The 22,187-nt window shown below is 33.9% G+C and carries 21 protein-coding genes; 13 read left to right on the top strand and 8 right to left on the bottom strand.

The window, feature by feature from the left end; all coding sequences use genetic code 11:
- Nucleotides 1–202 precede the first annotated feature (202 nt).
- A complete protein-coding gene (locus AC3IS5_RS13455) occupies nt 203–937 on the top strand; it encodes an SH3 domain-containing protein (RefSeq protein WP_489424879.1) in 735 nt (244 codons plus the stop codon).
- A gap of 53 nt (nt 938–990) precedes the next feature.
- On the opposite strand, the gene AC3IS5_RS13450 is transcribed toward AC3IS5_RS13455, so the two are convergent.
- Nucleotides 991–1,485 carry a DUF1648 domain-containing protein gene (locus AC3IS5_RS13450; protein ID WP_489424878.1) on the bottom strand — a complete coding sequence of 165 codons (495 nt, stop codon included), beginning with the start codon at nt 1,483–1,485 and terminating at the stop codon, nt 991–993.
- A gap of 155 nt (nt 1,486–1,640) precedes the next feature.
- On the opposite strand from AC3IS5_RS13450, the gene ade reads away from it, so the two are divergent.
- Nucleotides 1,641–3,392 (top strand): adenine deaminase, encoded by a 1,752-nt coding sequence (gene ade / locus AC3IS5_RS13445; protein ID WP_489424877.1) that lies wholly within the window; start codon nt 1,641–1,643, stop codon nt 3,390–3,392.
- Between the two features lie 284 nt (nt 3,393–3,676).
- Here ade and AC3IS5_RS13440 read toward each other — a convergent pair whose 3' ends face one another.
- Both AC3IS5_RS13440 and AC3IS5_RS13435 read right to left on the bottom strand, forming a co-directional pair.
- A complete protein-coding gene (locus AC3IS5_RS13440) occupies nt 3,677–4,498 on the bottom strand; it encodes an exonuclease domain-containing protein (protein ID WP_489424876.1) in 822 nt (273 codons plus the stop codon).
- A gap of 152 nt (nt 4,499–4,650) precedes the next feature.
- The gene (locus AC3IS5_RS13435; protein WP_489424875.1) at nt 4,651–5,124 is read right to left on the bottom strand and encodes a low molecular weight protein-tyrosine-phosphatase; all 474 of its coding nucleotides are present in this window, start codon (nt 5,122–5,124) and stop codon (nt 4,651–4,653) included.
- Nucleotides 5,125–5,674: 550 nt separating this feature from the next.
- Here AC3IS5_RS13435 and AC3IS5_RS13430 point away from each other — a divergent pair.
- A complete protein-coding gene (locus tag AC3IS5_RS13430) occupies nt 5,675–6,001 on the top strand; it encodes a hypothetical protein (protein ID WP_489424874.1) in 327 nt (108 codons plus the stop codon).
- Nucleotides 6,002–6,135: 134 nt separating this feature from the next.
- Here AC3IS5_RS13430 and AC3IS5_RS13425 read toward each other — a convergent pair whose 3' ends face one another.
- Together AC3IS5_RS13425 and AC3IS5_RS13420 are read right to left on the bottom strand one after the other, a co-directional pair.
- Nucleotides 6,136–7,086, bottom strand: coding sequence for an MBL fold metallo-hydrolase (locus AC3IS5_RS13425; protein ID WP_489424873.1), 951 nt, complete (start codon nt 7,084–7,086; stop codon nt 6,136–6,138).
- Nucleotides 7,087–7,330: 244 nt separating this feature from the next.
- Nucleotides 7,331–9,025, bottom strand: coding sequence for a methyl-accepting chemotaxis protein (locus tag AC3IS5_RS13420; protein WP_489424872.1), 1,695 nt, complete (start codon nt 9,023–9,025; stop codon nt 7,331–7,333).
- Between the two features lie 208 nt (nt 9,026–9,233).
- Between AC3IS5_RS13420 and AC3IS5_RS13415 the strand changes: the two genes are divergently transcribed.
- A complete protein-coding gene (locus AC3IS5_RS13415) occupies nt 9,234–9,713 on the top strand; it encodes a GNAT family N-acetyltransferase (RefSeq protein ID WP_489424871.1) in 480 nt (159 codons plus the stop codon).
- Between the two features lie 73 nt (nt 9,714–9,786).
- Here AC3IS5_RS13415 and AC3IS5_RS13410 read toward each other — a convergent pair whose 3' ends face one another.
- Nucleotides 9,787–10,557, bottom strand: a complete 771-nt coding sequence (locus tag AC3IS5_RS13410) for a glucosaminidase domain-containing protein (RefSeq protein WP_489424870.1) — start codon at nt 10,555–10,557, stop codon at nt 9,787–9,789.
- Nucleotides 10,558–10,991: 434 nt separating this feature from the next.
- The gene (locus AC3IS5_RS13405; protein ID WP_489424869.1) at nt 10,992–11,957 is read right to left on the bottom strand and encodes a DMT family transporter; all 966 of its coding nucleotides are present in this window, start codon (nt 11,955–11,957) and stop codon (nt 10,992–10,994) included.
- A gap of 170 nt (nt 11,958–12,127) precedes the next feature.
- Here AC3IS5_RS13405 and AC3IS5_RS13400 point away from each other — a divergent pair, with 170 nt between their 5' ends.
- Nucleotides 12,128–12,694 carry a helix-turn-helix domain-containing protein gene (locus AC3IS5_RS13400; protein WP_489424868.1) on the top strand — a complete coding sequence of 189 codons (567 nt, stop codon included), beginning with the start codon at nt 12,128–12,130 and terminating at the stop codon, nt 12,692–12,694.
- 102 nt (nt 12,695–12,796) lie between these two features.
- Nucleotides 12,797–13,489: a DUF3298/DUF4163 domain-containing protein gene (locus tag AC3IS5_RS13395; RefSeq protein WP_489424867.1), complete on the top strand. Its 693-nt coding sequence runs from the start codon at nt 12,797–12,799 to the stop codon at nt 13,487–13,489.
- Nucleotides 13,490–13,585: 96 nt separating this feature from the next.
- Here the strand turns inward: AC3IS5_RS13395 and AC3IS5_RS13390 are convergent, their stop codons facing one another.
- Nucleotides 13,586–14,476: a LysR family transcriptional regulator gene (locus AC3IS5_RS13390; RefSeq protein ID WP_489424866.1), complete on the bottom strand. Its 891-nt coding sequence runs from the start codon at nt 14,474–14,476 to the stop codon at nt 13,586–13,588.
- A gap of 123 nt (nt 14,477–14,599) precedes the next feature.
- Between AC3IS5_RS13390 and AC3IS5_RS13385 the strand changes: the two genes are divergently transcribed.
- The 7 genes from AC3IS5_RS13385 (at nt 14,600) to dhaL (ending at nt 22,172) form a co-directional block, all read left to right on the top strand.
- On the top strand, nt 14,600–15,343 hold the full coding sequence (locus AC3IS5_RS13385; RefSeq protein WP_489424865.1) for an SDR family NAD(P)-dependent oxidoreductase: 744 nt from the start codon (nt 14,600–14,602) through the stop codon (nt 15,341–15,343).
- Between the two features lie 485 nt (nt 15,344–15,828).
- Nucleotides 15,829–16,818 carry a LacI family DNA-binding transcriptional regulator gene (locus tag AC3IS5_RS13380; RefSeq protein ID WP_489424864.1) on the top strand — a complete coding sequence of 330 codons (990 nt, stop codon included), beginning with the start codon at nt 15,829–15,831 and terminating at the stop codon, nt 16,816–16,818.
- A 76-nt stretch (nt 16,819–16,894) separates the two neighbouring features.
- A complete protein-coding gene (locus AC3IS5_RS13375) occupies nt 16,895–17,896 on the top strand; it encodes a substrate-binding domain-containing protein (protein WP_489424863.1) in 1,002 nt (333 codons plus the stop codon).
- 49 nt (nt 17,897–17,945) lie between these two features.
- Nucleotides 17,946–19,445, top strand: coding sequence for a sugar ABC transporter ATP-binding protein (locus tag AC3IS5_RS13370; protein WP_489424862.1), 1,500 nt, complete (start codon nt 17,946–17,948; stop codon nt 19,443–19,445).
- Nucleotides 19,446–19,454: 9 nt separating this feature from the next.
- Nucleotides 19,455–20,456, top strand: coding sequence for an ABC transporter permease (locus AC3IS5_RS13365; protein WP_489424861.1), 1,002 nt, complete (start codon nt 19,455–19,457; stop codon nt 20,454–20,456).
- A 43-nt stretch (nt 20,457–20,499) separates the two neighbouring features.
- Entirely contained in the window at nt 20,500–21,501 is a 1,002-nt protein-coding gene (gene dhaK / locus AC3IS5_RS13360) for a dihydroxyacetone kinase subunit DhaK (protein WP_489427889.1), read from the top strand.
- Nucleotides 21,502–21,515: 14 nt separating this feature from the next.
- Nucleotides 21,516–22,172, top strand: coding sequence for a dihydroxyacetone kinase subunit DhaL (dhaL, locus tag AC3IS5_RS13355; RefSeq protein ID WP_489424860.1), 657 nt, complete (start codon nt 21,516–21,518; stop codon nt 22,170–22,172).
- Nucleotides 22,173–22,187 lie beyond the last annotated feature (15 nt).

Raw genomic sequence — 22,187 nt, 5'->3', positions numbered from 1 at the left:
TAGTAAATCATTAAACTTAATATATGGAGAGCAAGGTAGTAAATATACCAATAAAAATAGTGATTTTAATAGTTGGTAGAAAATTCTGTTTATTAAAGTTTTAAAAAAATAATTAAATTAGATATTTTCTGGTATTCATTTCTATATAATGGTTTGTATAGAATTAATAGGTTTTTGATCTGAATAGGAGGAGTATCCCAAAATGAAGCGATATAGATATATAATGGCTATTGTGATTTTTTTCAGTAGTGTGAGTTTCATTAACCTGCCGAAGATAGAAGCAAAAACGAGTTTATCAACCCAATATGTACAAGCAGATGTGTTAAACGTTCGTATGAAAGCTACAACGAATTCAAAAAAGTTAGGTCAATTAAAGAAAAATGAGACAGTGAAAGTGATTAGCACATCAAAAGGCTGGTCAAAAATTGAATATAAAAAAGGAACAGCTTATGTTTCTGCCAGCTATCTAAACTCTAAAAAAGCTGAGAAAAAAGTGACGGGGAATTTGCTACCTAAAATAGGGAAGTATACTTACGAAAATTACGAAGAAGACATTTATTATGGAAAGAGTACGGAAACCTATGTAAAAGTAAAGGAAGGTGTTAAAGCAAAGTCTAAAATTGGATTGGATACGTCGTATTTGGAAAATAGTAAGTACTTCACTTACTTGTCCCCAACCGGTCATACAAGCTTTCGGTTGAACTACCCATTAACAAATGGCAAAAAATGGAAAAACGAGCAAGATAATATCAAAATTCAAGAAGTGAATACGACTGTTAAAACTCCAGCTGGTACTATTAATGAAGTTGTCAAAGTTCGAATAGATCACAATATCTATGATACGTATTCCCATTACTACATTGCTCCAGGGAAAGGTATTGTTATGTGGAAACTAAACGGTAAGAAAAAATTCCAATTGGCGAAGTATACAAAGTGAAGATTATACAAAAAAGCTCAAGCCACGTGTGCATGGCTTGAGCTTTTAAACTATTATCTAAGCTTAAAAAAGCGTACGACAAAGAAAATGATCGTACCGAATAGAATTGCAAGGAAAAGTGGCATCTCATAGACTCCAAGTAAACTTTTACCACCACGCGCTACATGCACATCAGTCCACATATTAAAGGCGAAAAACAATAGAATTTCATTTTTCACAAAATTTAATAGTAACATAGAATTCTTATAAAGCCTCTCAGTATTTTCAACAGTTAATGTACTATAATTATGCAAATGAGGTTTTTGTTCTAGTATGTGACAGAATATCCATAGTGCTGCACCGATAGCAGGTGGTAAAAAAAACATCCATTTAGGGCCCCAATCGTCTGGCTTCCCCAAAGCATTATAGTGTGTAGGCACCTGATCTGGTAGACTAGTCCATTGTGTAATTCCATATATGATTGCTACTACAAATAACCCGATTGCTAAAATATCAAATGTCGTCCTCAAAGTAGAACGGGGAATAATTATTTTGGATTGATGTGACATGTGATAACCCCCTTTATTTATTTACGAGCTAGAAAAGAGAAGGTTTCATTTTAATTACAAAAATAGTCCACTTTTAACATTAATGATTAATACTTCAAGTGTTATTAAGGTATAAATATAAAAAGGTTTTGACAGAACAATTAGGAGGCGTCTTGATGGATTCCCAAATTACCAGTAGGCAACGCAGAATTTTATGTTCACAGAAAAAAGTAAAAGCTGATTTTATATTACGAAATGCTCAGGTAGCTGATGTATTCAACTTACAATGGAGAATGGCTGATGTAGTTGTCTCAGAAGGATACATTGTGGCTATTGATCCAGATGGTGAATTTGAAGCAGAGAATGAAGAAGATGCGCAAGGGAGATATGTTATTCCCGGCCTTATTGACGGTCATATCCATATTGAATCATCGATGTTAACTCCATCTGAATTTAGCTGTATCTTACTACCACATGGTATTACAACAGTGATTACAGATCCACATGAAATTGCGAACGTCTCTGGGGTAAATGGGATTCAATATATGCTAGATAATGCTGAAAATACTACGATGGATATTCATGTAATGCTACCATCGAGTGTCCCATCAACTTCATTCGAAAATGCTGGAGCAGTGTTAGAAGCTAAGGATTTAGAGCCATTCTTGACTCATCCAGCTGTACTTGGGTTAGCTGAAGTAATGGACTTTCCAGCTGTACTAGAAGGTAATGAAAAAATGCTAGCGAAAATTGAACAAACTGAATCTACTAAGAGAATTATTGATGGCCATGGTGCAGGGTTATCTCCTCAGCAAATACGAGGGTATCGTGCTGCAGGAATTCAAACAGATCATGAATGTGTAACGGCAGATGAAGCTAGAAACCGTGTGAAGCAAGGTATGTATGTACTCATTCGCGAAGGTTCGTCAGCTAAAAACCTTCGTGCGCTACTCCCGGCAGTAACACCGACAAATGCACATCGCTTTCTATTTTGTACAGATGATAAACATCTAGACGAACTCATGCAAGAAGGTAGTATTAATTATCACATCGCACTCGCAATTGAAGAGGGGATGGAACCGCTACAAGCAATACAATTAGCCACAATTAATGCAGCCAATTGCTATCAATTACTGCATAAGGGCGCGTTAGCAGAAGGATTTATTGCAGACTTCGTACTACTGGAAGATCTCAATAGTTGTAAGCCAAAAACTGTATGGAAAAATGGTGAAAAGGTTGCTGAACATGGTCTAATTCTACAAAAGAAACAAAGTGAAAGTTATGTCTCAACTGCTATTCTGCAATCTGTAAATATTCCCGCATTGACTGAATCGGATTTAGCGATTCCTTTTATAAAAGGTTCAAAAGCGAATGTTATTGAAATTCAACCGAATCAGATTATGACGACGAAGCGGGTAGCAAATGTTACTGTTGAAGATGGCGTATTCATACCCTCAATAGAAAATGATATGTTGAAATTGGCAGTTATTGAACGTCATCATCAACTTGAGAATATCGGTCTTGGTATCACACATGGCTTTGGACTTCAAAAGGGAGCTGTTGCGACTACAGTTGCTCACGATTCCCACAATGCACTTGTGTTAGGAACAAACGATGAGGACATGTTACTTGCTGCTGAAGCATTGCAGAATATGCAAGGGGGCTATGTTGTCGTTGCAGACGGACAAATATTAAGCGCTCTTCCTTTGCCAGTTGCAGGGCTAATGACAGATCAACCAGCGCCTATTGCAAAAAAACAACTGTATGAATTGCATGAAGCATTATTACAGCTAAACCCAGATTTAGACTTCCATCTATTTCTGACACTATCGTTCATTAGCTTGCCTGTTATCCCCGATATTAAATTAACAGATACCGGATTATTTGATGTTGTGAATTTCAAGCACATTGCCGTTGAAGTAGAGTAGATTATCAAAAAAGCTAGTTTGAACAATTTGTTCGAACTAGCTTCAATCTGTAGACAAACTCGAAGAAATTTGGTTTATCTACAGCTCTTTTATTTTAAAATATTTAAATAGTTAAGACCGTTGATTTCCGCTACGGTGGGCTCTTTCCGGGGGCAGGCGCCAAGCCGCTTCGTCACTACGCTCCTGCAGGGTCTTGGACTGTCCCGCTTTCCCCGCAGGAGTCGCCACCTCCGCTCCAATCAACTATACATGTTAGATTTGTTCAGTAGTACTTATTCCAACCTCTATTTCAATTTTTCAATAAAGAGTTCTTCATGCATTAGTTGAATCGAGTGTCCTGTAGCAATTAGTTGTTCAGCTTTTTGAAATTTACTACTTTTATGACCGGACTCAGAACGATCTATACTATTGCGACTAATGACTAAATAATCGGTCTGTTTAGATACTATATTGCTAAATATACCTCCTGCTTGCCGTAATTTTTGCGCAGCAGAGGAACGAGTCATTCCTTGTAAACCACCAGTGAAGACAACCGTTTTTCCTTTGAAAAAAGGCGCATCCATACTCGAAGTTACATTTTGACTATTCTCGAAAGTAACATCAAATAATCTATTTATCTGTTGAATATTTTGCATCTTACTAATTGTAAGTACAATGCTAGCGATCAAGTCAGCATTCTCCATAGATAATGGGATTGATAAATTAGATGCAACAGAGGTTAATTTATAATTTGATAGTTTTGGGAATGCTTTTTGAGCTAATTCGAATGAGCAACCGTATCGACAATAAGGGGGAAGTTGTTGAATACTCTCACATGATTCTTGAATGACATTTTCATCATATTTGACATAATGCGCAACAACAAATTGATTGTTTAGCCAACGACATAATGTTGGATAGAATTCTTTAAAGGTCGGCGCATGTTGTACCATTTCAGCTGTTAAACCATGTTGATGTGTATGATATTCATCAAATGGTTGTTCTGGATTGATATATGTATATAGGGAATCTTGGATTTCTCCATTCACCACTTTTACTAATCCGATCGAACAAATACTATCTCGCCATTGGTTGGCTGTTTCAATATCAATGGCTACAAAATCCATCTGTGGTCCTCCTAAGTTGAAAAAAATATAAACCTATTATAACAATTAATTTTGAAAGAATGGTTTTAGTACAATGAAAAAATTGATTGATCTTTCTCTCTCAATTGCTATTAAAATGAAATCCCGCCAAATGATAGAATGGCGGGATTTTCTTATGAATTAGTTAAATTGTGTTCACTACGAATTTTTTCAAGTAATGCGTGGCAACCGTCAGTAACAAGGTCATATGTCTCCTGGAAGTCTCCAGTATAATATGGATCTGGGACATCTTTTTTATGATCTGTTAAATCGAGTAGCCGTATGATTTTCGGATGATTAGGTTGACCCGTCATTTCGTAAATATTCATGATATTACTATTATCCATACCTACTATATATTCAAATTGCTCGAAATCTTCTTTTTTCAATTGACGACCGATCATACCAGCAGAAGAAATTTTATTTTTCTCTAAAATTGCAAGCGTACCTTCGTGCGGAGGCTCTCCAATATGCCCTGATCCAGTAGCCGCAGAATCCACTGTCACTTTGTCATCTAAGTTTTCTTTCTTTAATAAGTCTCGGAATAATGCTTCGGCCATCGGTGAGCGACAAATGTTCCCGAGGCAGACAAATAAAACGTTAATCATAATTATATCTCCTATACGAAAGAATATTTTTGAAACTTCGATAGCTAATTTGCTTATATAATCAATTTTATTACGATTAAAGATTGAAGACAAGTTTATAGTTTATTTATAGTTAAAAAGGTGAAAATTTTCTTAAATTATTTATAGTTCAATAGTGCTGTTTTTGTGGTTTTCCTAGGAGGGAGTTTATAGTGTCATCTTAATGTTGATTGAAAAGTAATATTCTCCTTTCTCAAATTATTTCAAAAACTAAGAATCACTATTAACATGAAGAACTCCTTAATTGGTTGAACAACATATGATATATATAGCTGATTACTATTGCTTAAGGGATTTGATGGAATATTTACGTCTTTTTCATCATAAATATAAATTGATTATATTTATCTATAATTAATTTACTATTCAGAAAATAGGTGATAAAATATAGTAACATTAAAAATTAAAATTATCCGCTAGCCTTATTGAAATCATTTTAGAAGGTAAAAATTCTGAATATGAAGTCATGTACATGCAAGCGGATTTTTTTGTATTTTCTAGAAGCCAGCAAATGAATCTACACAAATTCGAGCTAGTGAAAGGAATGATGCAGATGGAATTAATGAAAAAGGATATTGGTAAATGGGTGATTTCTCAAAATCTTGATGGTTATATTTTATCTATCGATCCAGAGGGAAAAGCAGCAGTTGTTAAATTTTTTGATGGTGTTCAGCAAAAAGATCGCATTGTTCAATTCGAAAATTTAATACTAAATGACGAAGACAAATTGCAACTTCAAGATTTACTAGCACTACAAGAATTAGCGTTAGATACTAATGACAAAAAGTGGTTCGATGAATTATGCGGCCAAATAGCGAAATATAAAGTAGAGTTTTAGATGGATATTTTAAGCAAAAGTTATTTAATAATGAAGTTTAGTATACTAGGAAACATCGGCTTAAAAGTAAACAAATATAAACTAATAAAGAAGCAGGGCTGCAACTTTAAATTGCAAACCTGCTTTTTATTATCCTATCCTTCTAATTTCACCATATAATCAATGATTCCCATAGCAGAAATTGCCGTATCTAGCGGTATTACTTTGAAAACAGGGTGACTGAGCAATAAACCATGCTGTAACACATAATCATTTACAACTGCATTCAAACGTTTTTCTAAATCTCTTGATCTCGCATAAAACTCCTCTTTTGCCGCCATTGCTTCTTTACCTTCTTCTAAGAATATTGGTAACCAGTAGCGAACTTGCTCATATGCCATATTAGGCTCGTAGTAAACACCATAATGCCCAAAGTATAGCTGACTTGGCGCAAGATTTTCGTATAATTGAATTGACTGTTCCATCGCATCAGGGTCGAATTGATTTGGTGACGTAGAAGGAAGGATTAAGTCGAAGTCTTCTTCCAAAAGTTCCGGATAATATACTCCAGTCGTATCTCCAACAAAAATACCATTGCTCTTACTATCATGGATAGAGATATGGTGATTCGCATGACCTTTTGTATGATAAAAAGTCAAAGTTGTTTCACCGAGTACAAGTTGATCCCCATCTTCAACGGTTCTCATTCGTGCTTCTTCTACAGGTAAAATAGGGTCAAATAGAGTATCAAATTGATCCCCATAAACAGACTGTGTACTGGCGATGAGGCGACTAGGATCCACTAAATGACGTGCTCCTTTTGGATGTACAATTAGTTCGGCATTTTTGCATTTCTCCATAAATAACCCAGCGCCACCTGCATGGTCCAAATGGATATGTGTCAATATTAAATAGTCTACATCTTCAGGAGCCACTCCTAGCGCCTGAAGTCCCTTCATGATATAAGGTGCAGAAGGACTTGCAGATGTTTCGATTAATGCAATTTTTTTATCCTTTAACAAATAAGAACTCGTCCGATTTGGTCGTCCTAAATCATACGTATCGATGCAAAACAACCCTTCGCTAATCTGTTCAATTTTTTCCATCAGACTCGCCTCCAATATATGTAGTTTATATTAAGTGTAAATAGATTGAGAGAAAATGTAAAAGGAAAAGATTGATACTAAAGAATTAAGGGAGTTATAGGCACATTTAAGGATCTACTTAGACGTAGTCATTCATGTAAATTACAATAAAGTGAGTTTGAGTAAAAGGCTTTAAGCTATTTACGAAGTATTAGCAAGAATCAAAAAAGCCCATGGAAAATTACGATTTCCATGGACCCTAATATCACAACTTAAATTGCTGAATTTCTTTTTGAAGAGATACCGATTTTGCATTTAAATCTTGAGCAATGCTATGGACTTCCTGCATTGATGCAACTTGTTCTTCAATTGAGCTAGATACTGCCTCAATTTGAACTGAAGTACCATCTGAATGGTTCGCGATTTCTGATATAGAAGCGGCAACTTCTTCAGCACTTGCGGAAATTTCTTCGGAAGCGGCAGATATGTCCTCGATTTGGGATGTCATTGATCGTACAGCACCAGTGATTGAGTGGAATGAAACATCAGCTTGCTCAATGATCTTGACACCTTCTTCAACGGTCATCAATCCTTGTGAGACACCATTTTCAACATTTTTTGTATCCCGTTGAATAGTGGCAGTTAAGTTAACTATTTTGTTGGCTGATAATTTTGATTCCTCTGCCAGTTTTCGAACCTCATCTGCTACAACAGCAAAGCCTTTACCATGTTCTCCTGCACGTGCAGCTTCGATCGCTGCATTTAAAGCTAGTAAATTTGTTTGCTCAGTTATTCCTGTTATTACTTTGGTGATATTTTCAATTTCCACAGTCTGTAATCCGAGTTGTTTTGTTAATTCTGTTACTAATACAGTTGCATCGTAAATATTTTGCATTTGTTCTTTAGCATCAATCAGTTTATTCTGACCTTCTTCTGCAATAGTCAGTGTATCAATTGCGGTTGTGTGTAAAGTTTGTGTTGATTCAGTAATACGTTGAACTCCAGAAGCTGTTTCGTCCATAGCAATAACACTTTCTTTAGCTGCTGCAGATGACATCGAAGCATTTAAAGAAGTTGTTTCAATACTATTCGAAACACTTTCTGAATATTGCGATACTTCTTCGGTACTTGCCGATAATTCGGATGCAGAAGTGGATAAATGTTCTGCACTATTATTCGTTGCAAGAATTAGTTGACGTAAGTTCTGTTTCATCTCATTAAACGAATCAGCTAATTCACGAAGTTCATCCTTCGTACGGATCATGATCTCAGGCTGTGATAAATCGCCTTTTGCTATTAGCTTAACCCCTTCATTTAACTTACGAACAGGGGTAGAAATCATTCGTGTAATAATGATACAGATGATCGTTGCAACAACTAGATTTACTATGAAATTAATAATTGCCGAAAGAGTTGCGTAACTTGTTTTATCTTTTACATCCAGTTGAATTTTCTCTAATTGTTCGTTTTGGTATGTAAGCATATCTTCAGCATTGCTTAAAATTTTGTCATTTATAGGCTGTATTTGTTCATTCATCAATTGAATCGCTTTAGTGGCATTACCGGTTTGATGAACATATATAGTTTCTTTTGTATAACGATCGAACTCTTGTTTAGCAGCGATTGAATCTGCGACTAATTCCTTCATCGTATCAGATCGGGACATTGATTCTAGTTCGGCTAATTTTTTATCAAAAATGGCTTGATGATCTCGTAATGATTCCAATGATTTACTATGTTTTTGCAATAAATAACCACGTAAATAAGACCCTTGTAGAGCCATTTCATATTGAATATCATCCACTAATCTAATTTGAACAAATCGTCTTTCTACCAATTCATCGAAACTTTTATCAATTTCACGAGTATGTTTTACCGTAAAAATCGAGGAGATCCCTATCAGAATAACCATCAAAGTAAATCCTAATAATATTTTTATCCCTATCTTCAATAATATCACTACTTTCTATTTGTATTGAGTGAAAACAATTTACAATAATACTTTTAACTTACATCTCTTTACATATTATAAGGAATATTGATATAAATTTCACCTAATTTATTTCGGTTTATGAATCTTTTTACCTGAACGATTGTGACTACTTATAGGAATTATGCCTATTATCTCCAGAATGAGGTAATTTTAAATAGTATAAGGAAGTGATTTAATGTCGATTTATAAGAGAGAATACAAGATTTATAAGGTTTCTATAGAGAATATTGAAAGTGTAATTAGTTTGCGTTTAGCTTTGTTAAAGGAATTAGGTGAGATCAAATCTCATGAAGAGGAGATTAAAATTGTAAAATCTACAAGAGAGTACTTAGAAAAAGCGCTTGTTAATAATGAGCTTATATCGTATATCGCTGAAATGAATGGGGAAGTAGTGAGTATCGGTAGCATGGTCATATTTAGAAGACCCCCATATTTAGAAAATCTTCAAGGAATTGAAGCTTATATTTTGAATATGTATACTGTGTCTGAACATCGTGGAAATGGATTAGGAAGAAGAATTCTTGAAAATATTACCGAAGAAAGTAAGCACAATGGGGCTAAAAGGATATGGCTGCATGCTTCAGAAGACGGCAAATATCTATATGAGAAAATGGGATTTACAATGAAAAATAATGAGATGGAGTTATTTTTATAAATAATTCTACTTAAATAGTTGATAAGGTAAAGAAAAAAAGAAGATGATCCACATAATTCGGGATCATCTTCTTTTAATATTGGAAAATCTCTAACTGTTGTCCAGCTTCAATATTTTCTGTGTTTAATTTATTCCATTGCTTAATGGAAGTAACCTTAACATTATAGGTTTCTGCAATATGATTCAGTGAGTCGCCGTCTTCTACTTTAATGGTAGTTTTATTTTTTACTGGTTTATCATATTGAGTGAGGTCATATTCAGCGATGAGTTTATTTAATTTTTTGTTATATTTTGAATCAGTCGCGTAAGATCCTGTTAAATGCTTTGTGGCATCTTTATAGGATTTTGTATTACTTTTGAAAACGCCTGTGTAAAACTTTTTATTCCAAGAAAGACCATTACGTAGTAAACGTACATAATCCTTCAATGATTCTTCATAGGAAGGGTATTTGCGGAATTCAGCCATTACTGTTGTCATATTACCTTTGCCATCATCTTCAGACGTTTCAAGTTTCACTGAGTCGTTTTTATATTTGCCCTTAATGCCAAATAAATTATGGTTAGGCGAGGAACCGAGGCCGCTTTGCCCATATTGGCTCTCTAAAGTTGCTTGAGCAATCATTACAGAAGCGTACAGGTCATTTTCTGCTGCAAGTGTACGAGCAGTTTCCGAGATGGAACCGATAAACTCTTCGACACTTTTACTTTCTTCAACATATTCTTGTTCAGTAGTATTGGCTTCGTTACGTGAATTATCAAATTGCTGCACTAGTACATAAATACCTATGCCGATAATCGCGAAAAATACAATCATACCTGTTAGTAATTTTGCTAGTAGTTTCAATTCATTTAATGGTATTGCAAATCTGCAAAACCTTCCTCCTTCCATCTAATATCGAAAAATATTAAAGTCTTACTATTCCTAACTATTGTAAAGCAATTAGATAAAGGAAAGCAAAGATATCTTTCCATAGAGCATGTAATTAATAGGACGTGCTCGAAAGTGTGATAGTTCCGTATTTTGTTGTTTACTTTTATACTTATATAAAATATTAGATGCTTCAATTCCATTTTCTACATTAAAATTGAATAAATAAACATTTTTCTCAAATGTATCTGGAAGTTAACATAAAGAAAGCGACCAACTCTAAAAAGAGTAGATCGCTCGGTATATTTCCTTTCACTAACTGAAGCCATCTTGAACTTAAATAATTTAATCTATCGAACAACAATATAGATAGAGAGAATAATATTAAGGAGGGGGAGAGATTTCAATCACTATCCAAGTTTTCTTTTAATAATACTTCTCTGCTTTCCATTGGCTAAACTATTTACAACCATTCCGACTATAACTAGAATCATGCCGAACAAGGAAAGACCTTTTGGAAAAGATCCATTTAATAATATCACTTCACCAATAACAGTAAAGATCATTGCACCAGCTTGCGTTGATTCAACAGCTGCAAGTAGGCCCATATTGTTTTTTGCCATATCTGTAGCTAAGAAGAAAAGAAGACTTGCAATCACACCGGAAGATAAAGCTAATAGTAGTGCTTGTCCGAATTGTGAGCCGGTAGGTAATCCAACTGTAACAGTTCCATAAATACCAAATATAATAGCAACTGGTAAACTACTAATGGCCATTCCTAATGTACGTTGGAAAGTATCGATTCTTCCTTGACACAACTCCATCATTTTACGATTGCCTAATGGATATAAAAAGGCGGCAATGACAACAGGTATAAACCCTAAAATAAATGCTTTAACGCTAATATGCCCCGCTTGATTTACTTGCATTAAAATAACACCAATTAAAATGATGACAGACACACGTAAACTTTTAAAAGGAATCTTTTGTCTAACTTTTTTATCTCCTTCAACGGACGGTACCGTTACAAAGAACAAAGGAGAAAGTAATGCACCTGCTAAAATAGTAACTTGCCAAGTACCTGATGTTAACCACGATGGGCCATAAACGGCTGCAAAACTTAATAATGAATAAAAACCTACTCCACCGAGTGTTCCCCATAATAACCATTGAAAAGGGTTTTTTCGCATTTCACGAAATAATTGTCCTAAATTTTTTCTGAATGCTACGATGAGGAGAAGGAATGGAATAGCCAATATAAATCGTAAAGAAGCTGTCCATGCCCAACTTGTTCCATCAAGATTCATTGCTCGATTTATAATAAATGTAGCTGAAAAAAACAGGGAAGATAAGATCCCAACTACTACTGCTTTCATAAATTATCACCTCAATTTGATTTCTTTCACGGTGATAAATACTATACTTATTTTTAAATAAAGTAAAGTATAATATACTGAAATATAGTTTATTTCGGCTGAAAAAGGTATGCTATAATTTATTAAATATTATAAAAAGTTAAATATATATAAATAAGGAGTGAAGAAATTTGAGTTCAAATAAGGATGAAACACAACAATTGATTCAATTTGTGGGAACGAAACTTCGTGAACTAAGAAAGGAACAAAAATTAAGTTTAGAGGATTTGGCAGCTAAAACAGGTGTAAGTAAATTAACGCTAGGAAACATTGAACGTGGTGAAACAAATCCTACATTAGGGATGATTTGGAAAGTTGCGAATGGTCTTTCAGTACCTTTAATGGCACTTTTGAAACCGGAGAATAATATCAATATTTTACGCGCGGGACAAGGACCAAAATTATTTGGAAATGATCAGGAGTGGGTTATTGAGCCCTTGTTTAATGATGTTCGAGGAAGTACGGAAATGTATCGTGCATACTTGCAACCTCGCTGTAAGTATGAACCAGAAGCCCATCATCCAGGAGCTATAGAAATTGCGACGGTTATGGCGGGAGAAGTCGAAATAACGATAGGGAAGTCATCCTATACACTTAATAAGTTTGACTCAATTCAATTTGTTGCGAGTGAACAACACTCTTATACAAACTTAACAGGTGAACAGGCCGTACTCCATTTAGCGATAAATTATAAATGATTGATGTACATAATTGTATAGAAAAACCGGGCTTAATGAATTTCATCGTAAAAATAAATAAGGGTATACTGTTAATACATTAACCGTGAGAGGCTGTGAAGTATGAAAAGATCACTTACTATGTTGTGTAGTTTACTAATTGCGATGCTACTAATATTTACATTAAGTCCTTTAACAATGCATGCTGAAACGAAAAAAGCAGTGACGGTAAAAACTCACAAATATATGTTTAATAGCAATATAAAATATCCGCAAATCAGCGGTATGAAGAATAAACAACGACAAAAACAAATCAATATAAACTTCGAAAAATTAGCTAAGCAAGATTATAAAGAGCGAAAGAAGATATTAAAAAGATACGACAAAGATCGAAAAGAACTTGGTTTATCAAAAAAAGATTATGCTTCATATGAGTATAAAACTTTTTTTACAGTCAATTACAATCAAAATAATAAAGTTAGTATCGTAAAAACAAAGTATTACGATACTGGCGGTGCGCATGGTGAGTATTACAGCGAAAGCTATAACTATAATTCGAACTCTGGTAAAGAAGTAACATTGAAACAAAATTTCAAGACAACTGCTGCATATAATAAAGCGGCTACTTGCACAGTCAAAAAAATCCTTTCCGATAAAGAAAAATACCCATTAGCTGATGAAAATTTGAATTTAAATTTGACGCCATATTACTGGACGAATTCAGAATCAGGGATTAATCTCATTTTCCAAATATACGAAATCGCTCCTTATTCATCTGGTCAAATAGAATTGCCAATGGAAATAACATGTGAATAAGAGTTAGTTTATCGATACTGGATTTAAAACTAAAAGCCATTCAATCACTATATATGATTGAATGGCTTTAATAATTGTTTATCCAATAAATGCACTTCATATCTTTTCTTGGAGTAATTTTATAAATTTACTTACTGCTGGAGACATATAACGATTCTTCATATGAACAATACCTAATTGAATGAAGGAAAAGTTTGCAATATCCAACTCAATTGTCGCCATAGAAGAATCGTTCATTCCACCATGATCTTGAAAAGAGTAATCTAGGCCAAAAGTTAGTGCACCATCTCTAACAGCATTATGAATTGCAACGGTATTATTCGTATTAAAGAGAACATCAGGTTTACCATAACGAGCAATGATGTTGTTTAAATACCATAAGATAAAATCATCGCGATAAACAACGAGTGGATATTGAAGCAGTTGTTCAGGGGTGATGCTGTTTTGCATTGCTAATGGCGAATCAGAAGAAACACCTACGACCATTTTACAATCACGAAGCTTTTCAATGGTTAGACCATTTAGTTTATCGAGTACTTTTTCATACAAAATCAGGACACCAATATCAATCCGATCCTGTAGCAAATCTGAGAGAATATCCTTTGAACCACCTTCGAAGATATCTATATCTACTCTTGGATACACCTTCTTAAAATCAGAAACAGCACTTACAAATAGGTGCATAGGGCTGGGGATTGTCGCTATTCGCAATTGTCCTGTAAGCTCATTTTGTAGATTTTCCACTTCTGATTTCATTTCTTTCATAAGTTGAATAATTTGGTTCGCTTTTTCTAGTATCTTCTTTCCTTCCTCAGTCGGGACAGTACCTTGGCGAGAACGGTGGAAAATAGTGATTTGTAGCTCATTCTCTAATGAAGATAGAGACTGACTAACGGCAGAAAGCGTCACATGTAGTTTTTCTGAAGCCTTTGTTAAAGAACCACAGTTTGCAATTTCCACTATGTATTCCAATTGCTCTAATTTCAAATTCCACACATCCTTAAGAAATATTAAAGATAGATTAAATATAATTAAATTTTACTAAAACAATATGAGTGTTACAATTATTCCATATTACATAAATACAAATTGAGGAAGAGGGTAAAAACGGTGAAATTAGAAAATAAAGTAGCAGTAGTGACTGGTGGAGCAAGTGGTATTGGTGAAGCAACTGTCCGTTTATTTGCACAAGAAGGAGCAAAAGTAGTCATTGCCGATTTCTCTGAACGTGGCGAAGAAGTAGTTGCTGATTTAAAAGCACAAGGTTTTGAAGCTTTATTTGTAAAAACAGATGTGACAAGTGAAGAGGACGTAAAAAACATGGTAGCTAAAACGGTTGAAACTTTTGGCTCATTAGATGTCATGTATGCAAATGCAGGTATTGCTCAAGATGGACCGATTCACGAATTATCAGTAGAAAAATGGCAAAAAACAATCGACATCAACTTATCAGGTGTTTTCTTAAGTGATAAATTTGCGATAGAACAAATGCTAAAACAAGAAAATCGAGGCGTAATCGTTAACTGTGGATCGATTCATAGCCATGCGGGTAAAGCGGGCGTAACAGCTTATGCATCAGCAAAAGGTGGCGTTAAACTGTTAACTCAATCTCTTAGCCTAGATTACGCTAAAGAAGGTATTCGCGTAAATGCAGTATGCCCAGGTTACATCGATACACCACTTATTAAAGGACGTAACGAAGCAACTAACCAACATCTAATCGCTCTACATCCAATGGGCCGCCTTGGCACACCAGAAGAAGTAGCAAAAGCGGTACTATTCTTAGCTAGTGAAGATTCTTCATTTGTAACTGGTACGACATTATTAGTTGATGGTGGTTATACTGCTCAATAATCGAAGAATTTTACGACAAATATAAAACATAGTACGTAGGTAGAAGAGACAATTTAGCTGTCTGATCTATTTACGTTTTTTTACGGTTTATCAATTGAATGAAAGAGGGCTCCCAAACCTAATTGAAAAACAGTAGGGACCATATTCATATACGAAGTATTGATGAAGTTAGTAAAGAATAGTACAAGTTAAAAGTATAAATGGAAAATAAAATTATAAATAAATTTGTTGTAATTACTAAGGGTGTATAGTATATTTTGAATTATCGGAATAATCAATTAACATTAAATGAAAGCGCTTCAAATTTATCTCTAAAAAATTTTTTAATGCAAAATGAAACGTTTCATTTAAAGGAGGTATAAATAAATACAACAATATAAAAATTAATTAAAACTTCAGGTGACAAAAACTAATATTAATGAAATTAGATAGTATTTATTTTTGTTGAAAATTTTTAATTTGAAAATGAAACGTTTCATTCAGAGGTGATACAAATAAATGCAACAATAAAAGACGTGGCTAAAGCTGCTGGAGTTTCCGTAGGAACTGTCTCCAAAGTGATTAATAGGTCGGGATATGTTAGTGCAAAAATAAGAGAAAGAGTATTATTAGCCATATCTTTGCTGAATTATAAGCCTAATGCTATAGCTAGAAGTCTGAAAAATTCAAAAACTAATGTTATTGGTGTCGTGCTACCGTCAATTAAAAGTATTTATATAATGCAATTACTAAATGCAATTGAAGAGTTAGCAAGTTCTCAGGGCTATAAAATTATGTATTGTTCATCGAGTGGAGAAGATACCAAAACTTTAGAGTTATTACAGTGGCTAATTGAAAACCGAGTAGATGGAATTTTATTTATGCCTACGACTGAAAAATTAGTTAACTATGAAATATCTTCAAATATACCTATGGTTTTACTAGAAAAACAAATTGAAAATACTGAATATGTAACTATTCAACATGAAAATAAAGATGTGATAAGGAAGTTAATTGAACAACCGATAAACGCCAGTAGAGAAAAGTTCATATGCTTACATAGTAGTTTTGAAGATTCTGCAGAAATATTAAGAGTAGATGGCTTTTATAAAGCAATCGAATTTTTCAAATTGGATATAAATAAACAACTAATTGTTGAGGTGAATTCAGTAGGGTTAGAAGTAATTGAGGATGAGGAAATAATTGATATTTTTAAAGGTTTAAAAGAGAAAACGGTATTAGTAACAACAAATGCATTAATTACAACATTTGTGCTAAAAAGTATGAAAAAACATAATCTGATGATCAACGGTTTTATTGAGATTGTTGGAATCGGACAAATAGACCTTTATGGAATATTAGAAGTTGATATAAAAATTGCGAAAGAACGTCCTAATGAAATAGCTAAGGAAGCAATTGGAATTCTATTAAACTCTATAAATGGAAGTCCTAATAAGTTAGAGAAAGATTTATATATTGATTTCAGTTTTGAATAATGAAGATTTAGTTAAGGGAGGTGGTCATTAATAAGTGGTCATTAATAGTTTTTTATTAATAAAAAGGGGGATTTATATGAAAAAGGTTTTATTATTAATGTCATTATTAACAGTGCTTGTTTTAACTGCTTGTACTTCAAAAGATGGGGGGTCGAGCTCTAGTGATGGTGAAAAAGGTGGGGAAATAAAGATAGGTTTATCTAATTCCACTCAAGATATTGATTTCTTTGTGGCATTAACACAAGGAGTTGAACAGGGGGCAAAAGAACAAGGCTTTGAGTTAGTTAATTTAAATGCAAATAACGACAGTGCTAAACAGATTGCGGATATTGAAGACTTGATACAACAAGGGGTAAGTGCTATTTTGGTTAATCCGCAAGATGCTGAAGCTATAGTACCAGCTGTAGAAGCGGCTAACGCTGCAAATATTCCTGTAATCGCAATTGATCGTGGTGCAACTTCAGGTGATTTATTAGCATTTTTAGAAACAGATAATGTTGAAATGGGTAGAAAATCTGCGGATTACATAGCGGAAAAGCTTAAAGAACGCTATGGAGATTATAAAGGAAATGTTGTTGAATTACAGGGCTTACAAGGTTCAACTGCCGCACGTGATCGTGGTGAAGGTTTTAATAAACAAATGAAAGAAAAGTATCCAGATATTAAAATCATTGCGCGACAACCTGCCGATTTCAATCAGGAAAAAGCATTGAATGTAATGACGAATATTTTACAAGCTAATAGTTCGATTGATGCTGTATTTGGTCATAATGATGACAATGCTGTTGGAGCTGCGAATGCAATAGAACAAGCAGGAAGATTTAAAGATGCTAATGATCCAAAGCATATTTTTGTTATTGGCATCGATGGTAACCGTCAGGCAATTCAGGGAATAGAAAATGGGACAATTGATGCTACCATTTCACAAGTGCCAATTGAAATGGGAGAAATGGCAGTAAAATATGCAAAAGAACATCTTGATGAAAAAGATGTAGAGAAGCATACATTCACAAAAAATTTCTTAGTAACTAAAGATAACGTATCTAAAGAAAAATTATGGGCCAAGGAACTAAAGTGATTTTTGATGGGGAGTTCAAGCTCCCCTTATTCTTAAAGGGGGGGAGTATATGTTTGATGAAACACTATTATCCATGGAAAATATTTGTATAGAATTCCCTGGTATTAAAGTATTAGATTCAGTTAATTTGAAAATTAGGAAAGGTGAAGTTATAGGTTTGTTGGGTGAAAATGGTGCTGGTAAATCTACACTTATGAAAATTTTAAGTGGAATCTATACTCCGGATAGCGGTGATATTTTTTTTGATGGTAATAAAGTAGTTATTAATAGTACTAGTGAATCTCAAAATTTGGGTATTAATATTATTCATCAAGAATTAAATTTACTCCCATATTTATCTGTAGCTGAAAATATTTTTATTCAATCGCTTCCAAGAAAAGGAGTTATTTTAGACAGAAAGAAGTTATATATGAAAACTGAGGAATTGCTAAAAGAATTAGGCTTTAATATTAATCCAAAAAAATTGGTAGGAGAAATGACTGTCGCTAGCCAACAATTAGTTGAAATAGCTAAAGCACTATCATTTAATTCAAAGATTATTATTATGGATGAGCCTACTTCGGCAATTACTGAACAAGAATCTAAAAAGTTGTTTGAGATTATTAAAGCTCTTAAGAAAAAAGGAATTGCAATTATATATATATCGCATCGTATGGAAGAAATTTATGAAATTTGTGATCGTGCAGTCATACTGCGTGATGGCAAAAATGCGGGCGAAGGAAATGTAAAAGAGTTAACAGAGAATGAAATAATTAAGATGCTTGTTGGAAGAGAAATGACAAGTATATATCCTGAAAAAGCTAATATTGGGAAGAAAACAGACATTGTATTGGAGATTGATAGCTTTTCGATAAAAGGATTAATTGAAAATGCATCATTTAAATTATATAAAGGTGAAATTCTAGGGTTTTCAGGTTTAATGGGGGCAGGTAGAACAGAACTAATGGAAGGTATTTTTGGAATCCGAAAAAAAGATTTTGGTAAAATGTTAATTAATGGTAAAGAAATTTCAATTAGGAGTCCCAGAGATGCAATTAAATCTGGCATTGGTTTTGTACCAGAAGATCGAAGACATCAAGGGATGATTGGAGAATTTTCGGTTGCAGAAAATGTAAGTATAGTCGTGTTGAAAAATTTAGTGGGTAAATTAAAAAATATTCAATTCAAACGAGAACACGAGATTGCGAAAGAATATATTACACAATTGAGCATAAAAGCACAAAATACAAAAACTCCACTTATGAATCTAAGTGGTGGAAACCAACAAAAAGCTATTATAGCTAAATGGTTAGAATCAAAACCAGATATATTAATCTTGGATGAGCCGACAAGAGGTATTGATATTCAAGCTAAACAAGAAATTTATCGGATTATGGATAGTTTAGCCCAATCGGGAACATCAATTATTATGATTTCTTCGGAGTTGCCCGAGGTTTTAGGTGTAAGTGATAGAGTGCTGGTAATGTCTAATGGAAAAATTACTGGAGAATATGAAAAAGAAGAAGCAACAGCTGAAAAAATTATGATGTTAGCGACGAAAGGGGTGTAATAGATTTCTATGAAAGATCAAATGTCTTCATTTAATAAGCAAGAGTATTCTACTCCAGTTCATAATATGAAAAGTATTTTTGGTGTTTTATTTAAAAATAAAGTTTTGTTAGCGCTTTTATTAATTTGTATATTATTATCTATCTCATCAGAACAGTTTTTATCCTTTAATAACTTAACGAATATTTTACTTCAAAGTGCCATCATGGGTATAGTGGCAATTGGTATGACCTTCGTTATTATCACTTCAGGTATTGATTTAGGAGTTGGAGCTGTTTTAGGGTTAACGAGTGTTTTTGCAGCGGGATTAGCTAGTGATGGTCTGCCAATGATTTTAGTGCTGGTGATTTCTATTTTAATAGGTACATTATGTGGAGTGATTAATGGAATATTTATTACAAAGTATAGAATGGCTCCATTTATTGTAACGCTAGCTATGATGGCAGGAGCAAGATCAATTGCTATGGTTTATACAGATGCTAAAACAATATCTGTTTTTGATAATGTGTTTTTCAAATTTATTCGATCAACTGAGATATTAGGAATACCTATTATTATATTGATAACTATTATTCTAGCAATTTTAGCTCATTATATATTGAAATATACAATTTTCGGAAGACATGTTTATGCAATTGGAAATAATAAAAAATCAGCAGAGTTATCAGGAATAAATGTTAATAGAATTGAATTATATGTGTATGTAATTGCAGGATTTTTATCAGGTGTAGCAGGTATTTTAATGACTGCTAGATTAGGGTCGGGAACACCCTTAGCAGGATCTAGTTTAGAATTAATGGCTATTGCAGCGGTTGTAATTGGTGGATCTAGTTTAAAGGGTGGTAGAGGTACTGTATTTGGAACAATGATAGGAGTACTTTTAATAAATGTCATTAACACCGGAATGAATTTAATGAATATTTCTTCACATTATCAGGGATTAATGATGGCAATTGTAATTTTATTAGCAGCTTTAATTGACTCATATGGAAATAAGAATTCAAGAAATTAATATTTATAATGGAGGAATTAATATGAATGAGATAACACATACAATGAAAAAGATTATTAATAAGCCGGAAAATATTGTTGATGAAATGCTTGAAGGATTACTACTTGCCCACTCCGATTATCTAAGAAGTATTAGAAGTGATAATCGTTCACTTGTACGAGTAGATGCCCCAATAAAAGGTAAAGTTGGTATAGTGACTGGTGGAGGTTCTGGGCATTTACCATTGTTCCTTGGTTATGTTGGTCAAGGAATGTTGGGTGGAGTGGCTGTTGGTGATGTGTTCCAGTCTCCAAGTTCGCAACAAATGTTGGATGTGATTCGCGCAGTAGATAGTGGAGCGGGTGTACTGGCGTTATATGGTAACTACGGTGGTGATGTAATGAACTTTGATATGGCTACTGAATTAGCTGATATGGAAAATATAAAAGTTGAAAATGTAGTAGCTACAGATGATGTAGCATCAATGCCAAAAGGAAGAGAAGATGGAAGACGCGGAGTAGCGGGCATGTTCTTTATGTATAAATTAGCTTCCGCAATGGCCGAAAAAGGTGCAAATTTAGCTGAAGTTAAGCGAATTGCTGAAAAAGCAAATAGTTTAGTTAGAACAATGGGAGTAGCTTTATCACCATGTACTCTACCTGAAGTAGGGAAACCAATTTTTAATATTAATGATGGTGAAATGGAGATTGGTATGGGGATTCATGGGGAACCGGGAGTGAAAAGAGGAAAATTAGAATCTGCCGATAGTATTGCTCAAACATTAGTTGATTCAATTTTAAAAGATATGCCTATATCTCAAGGAAATAAAGTATCGGTGTTAATTAATGGGCTAGGTGCAACACCTTTAGAAGAATTATATGTTGTATATAGAAAAGTACATCATATTCTTGAGGAAAAGGGTATTAGTATCCATAAAAGATATATTGGAGAATTTGCAACATCATTAGAGATGGTTGGTTTATCTATTTCTATTTTAAAATTAGACGATGAACTTGAAAGTTTACTAGATAAACCATTTAGAACACCATTCTTTACACAAAACTAAAGGGGATAATACTTATGAAAAATGAATTATCAATTGAGGATGTAAAAAGAATTTTTGACAATATTAGTGAGATTATGAATCAAAATAAAGAATACCTATGTAACTTAGACGGAGCTCTAGGTGATGGCGATATAGGATTAACCATGTCAAAAGGTTTTGGTGCAGTTAATAAGCATTTAAAAGATTTTAGTGAAAATGACATTGGTGTTATGTTAATGCAAAGTGGAATCGAAATGGCAAATAATGCAGCTTCTACAATGGGAACTTTAGTTGCTACTGCCTTAATGAGAGCTGGAAAAGTAAATCAGGGTAAATCAGTACTTGAATTAAGAGATGTATCGATAATGTTTAATGCAATGGTAGATGGGATTAAAGATAGAGGAAAGGCTCAGGTTGGTGATAAAACGATTCTAGATTCAATAGGTCCTGCAGCAGAAGCGTTTGAAACTGCTATAACTGAGGGCATCTCACTAGAAGATGCGATTCTAAATGCTTCAAGGGCAGCTGAAAATGGTATGAAGGCTACGATAAATATGCAATCAAAACATGGTAGAGCGGGACGCTATTTAGAAAAGTCTATTGGTCATCAAGATCCTGGAGCTACGGTAGGAGCATTATTTTTAAAAGGTTTCAGTGGGGAGTATAATGGTATTTCAAAACAAAGCTCTTAATTAGATGTGGTTTTT

The sequence above is a fragment of the Viridibacillus sp. KH_047 genome (assembly GCF_057838945.1).
Note: the sequence above shows the minus strand (reverse complement) of the source record. Positions and strands in the feature narration are given on the sequence as shown.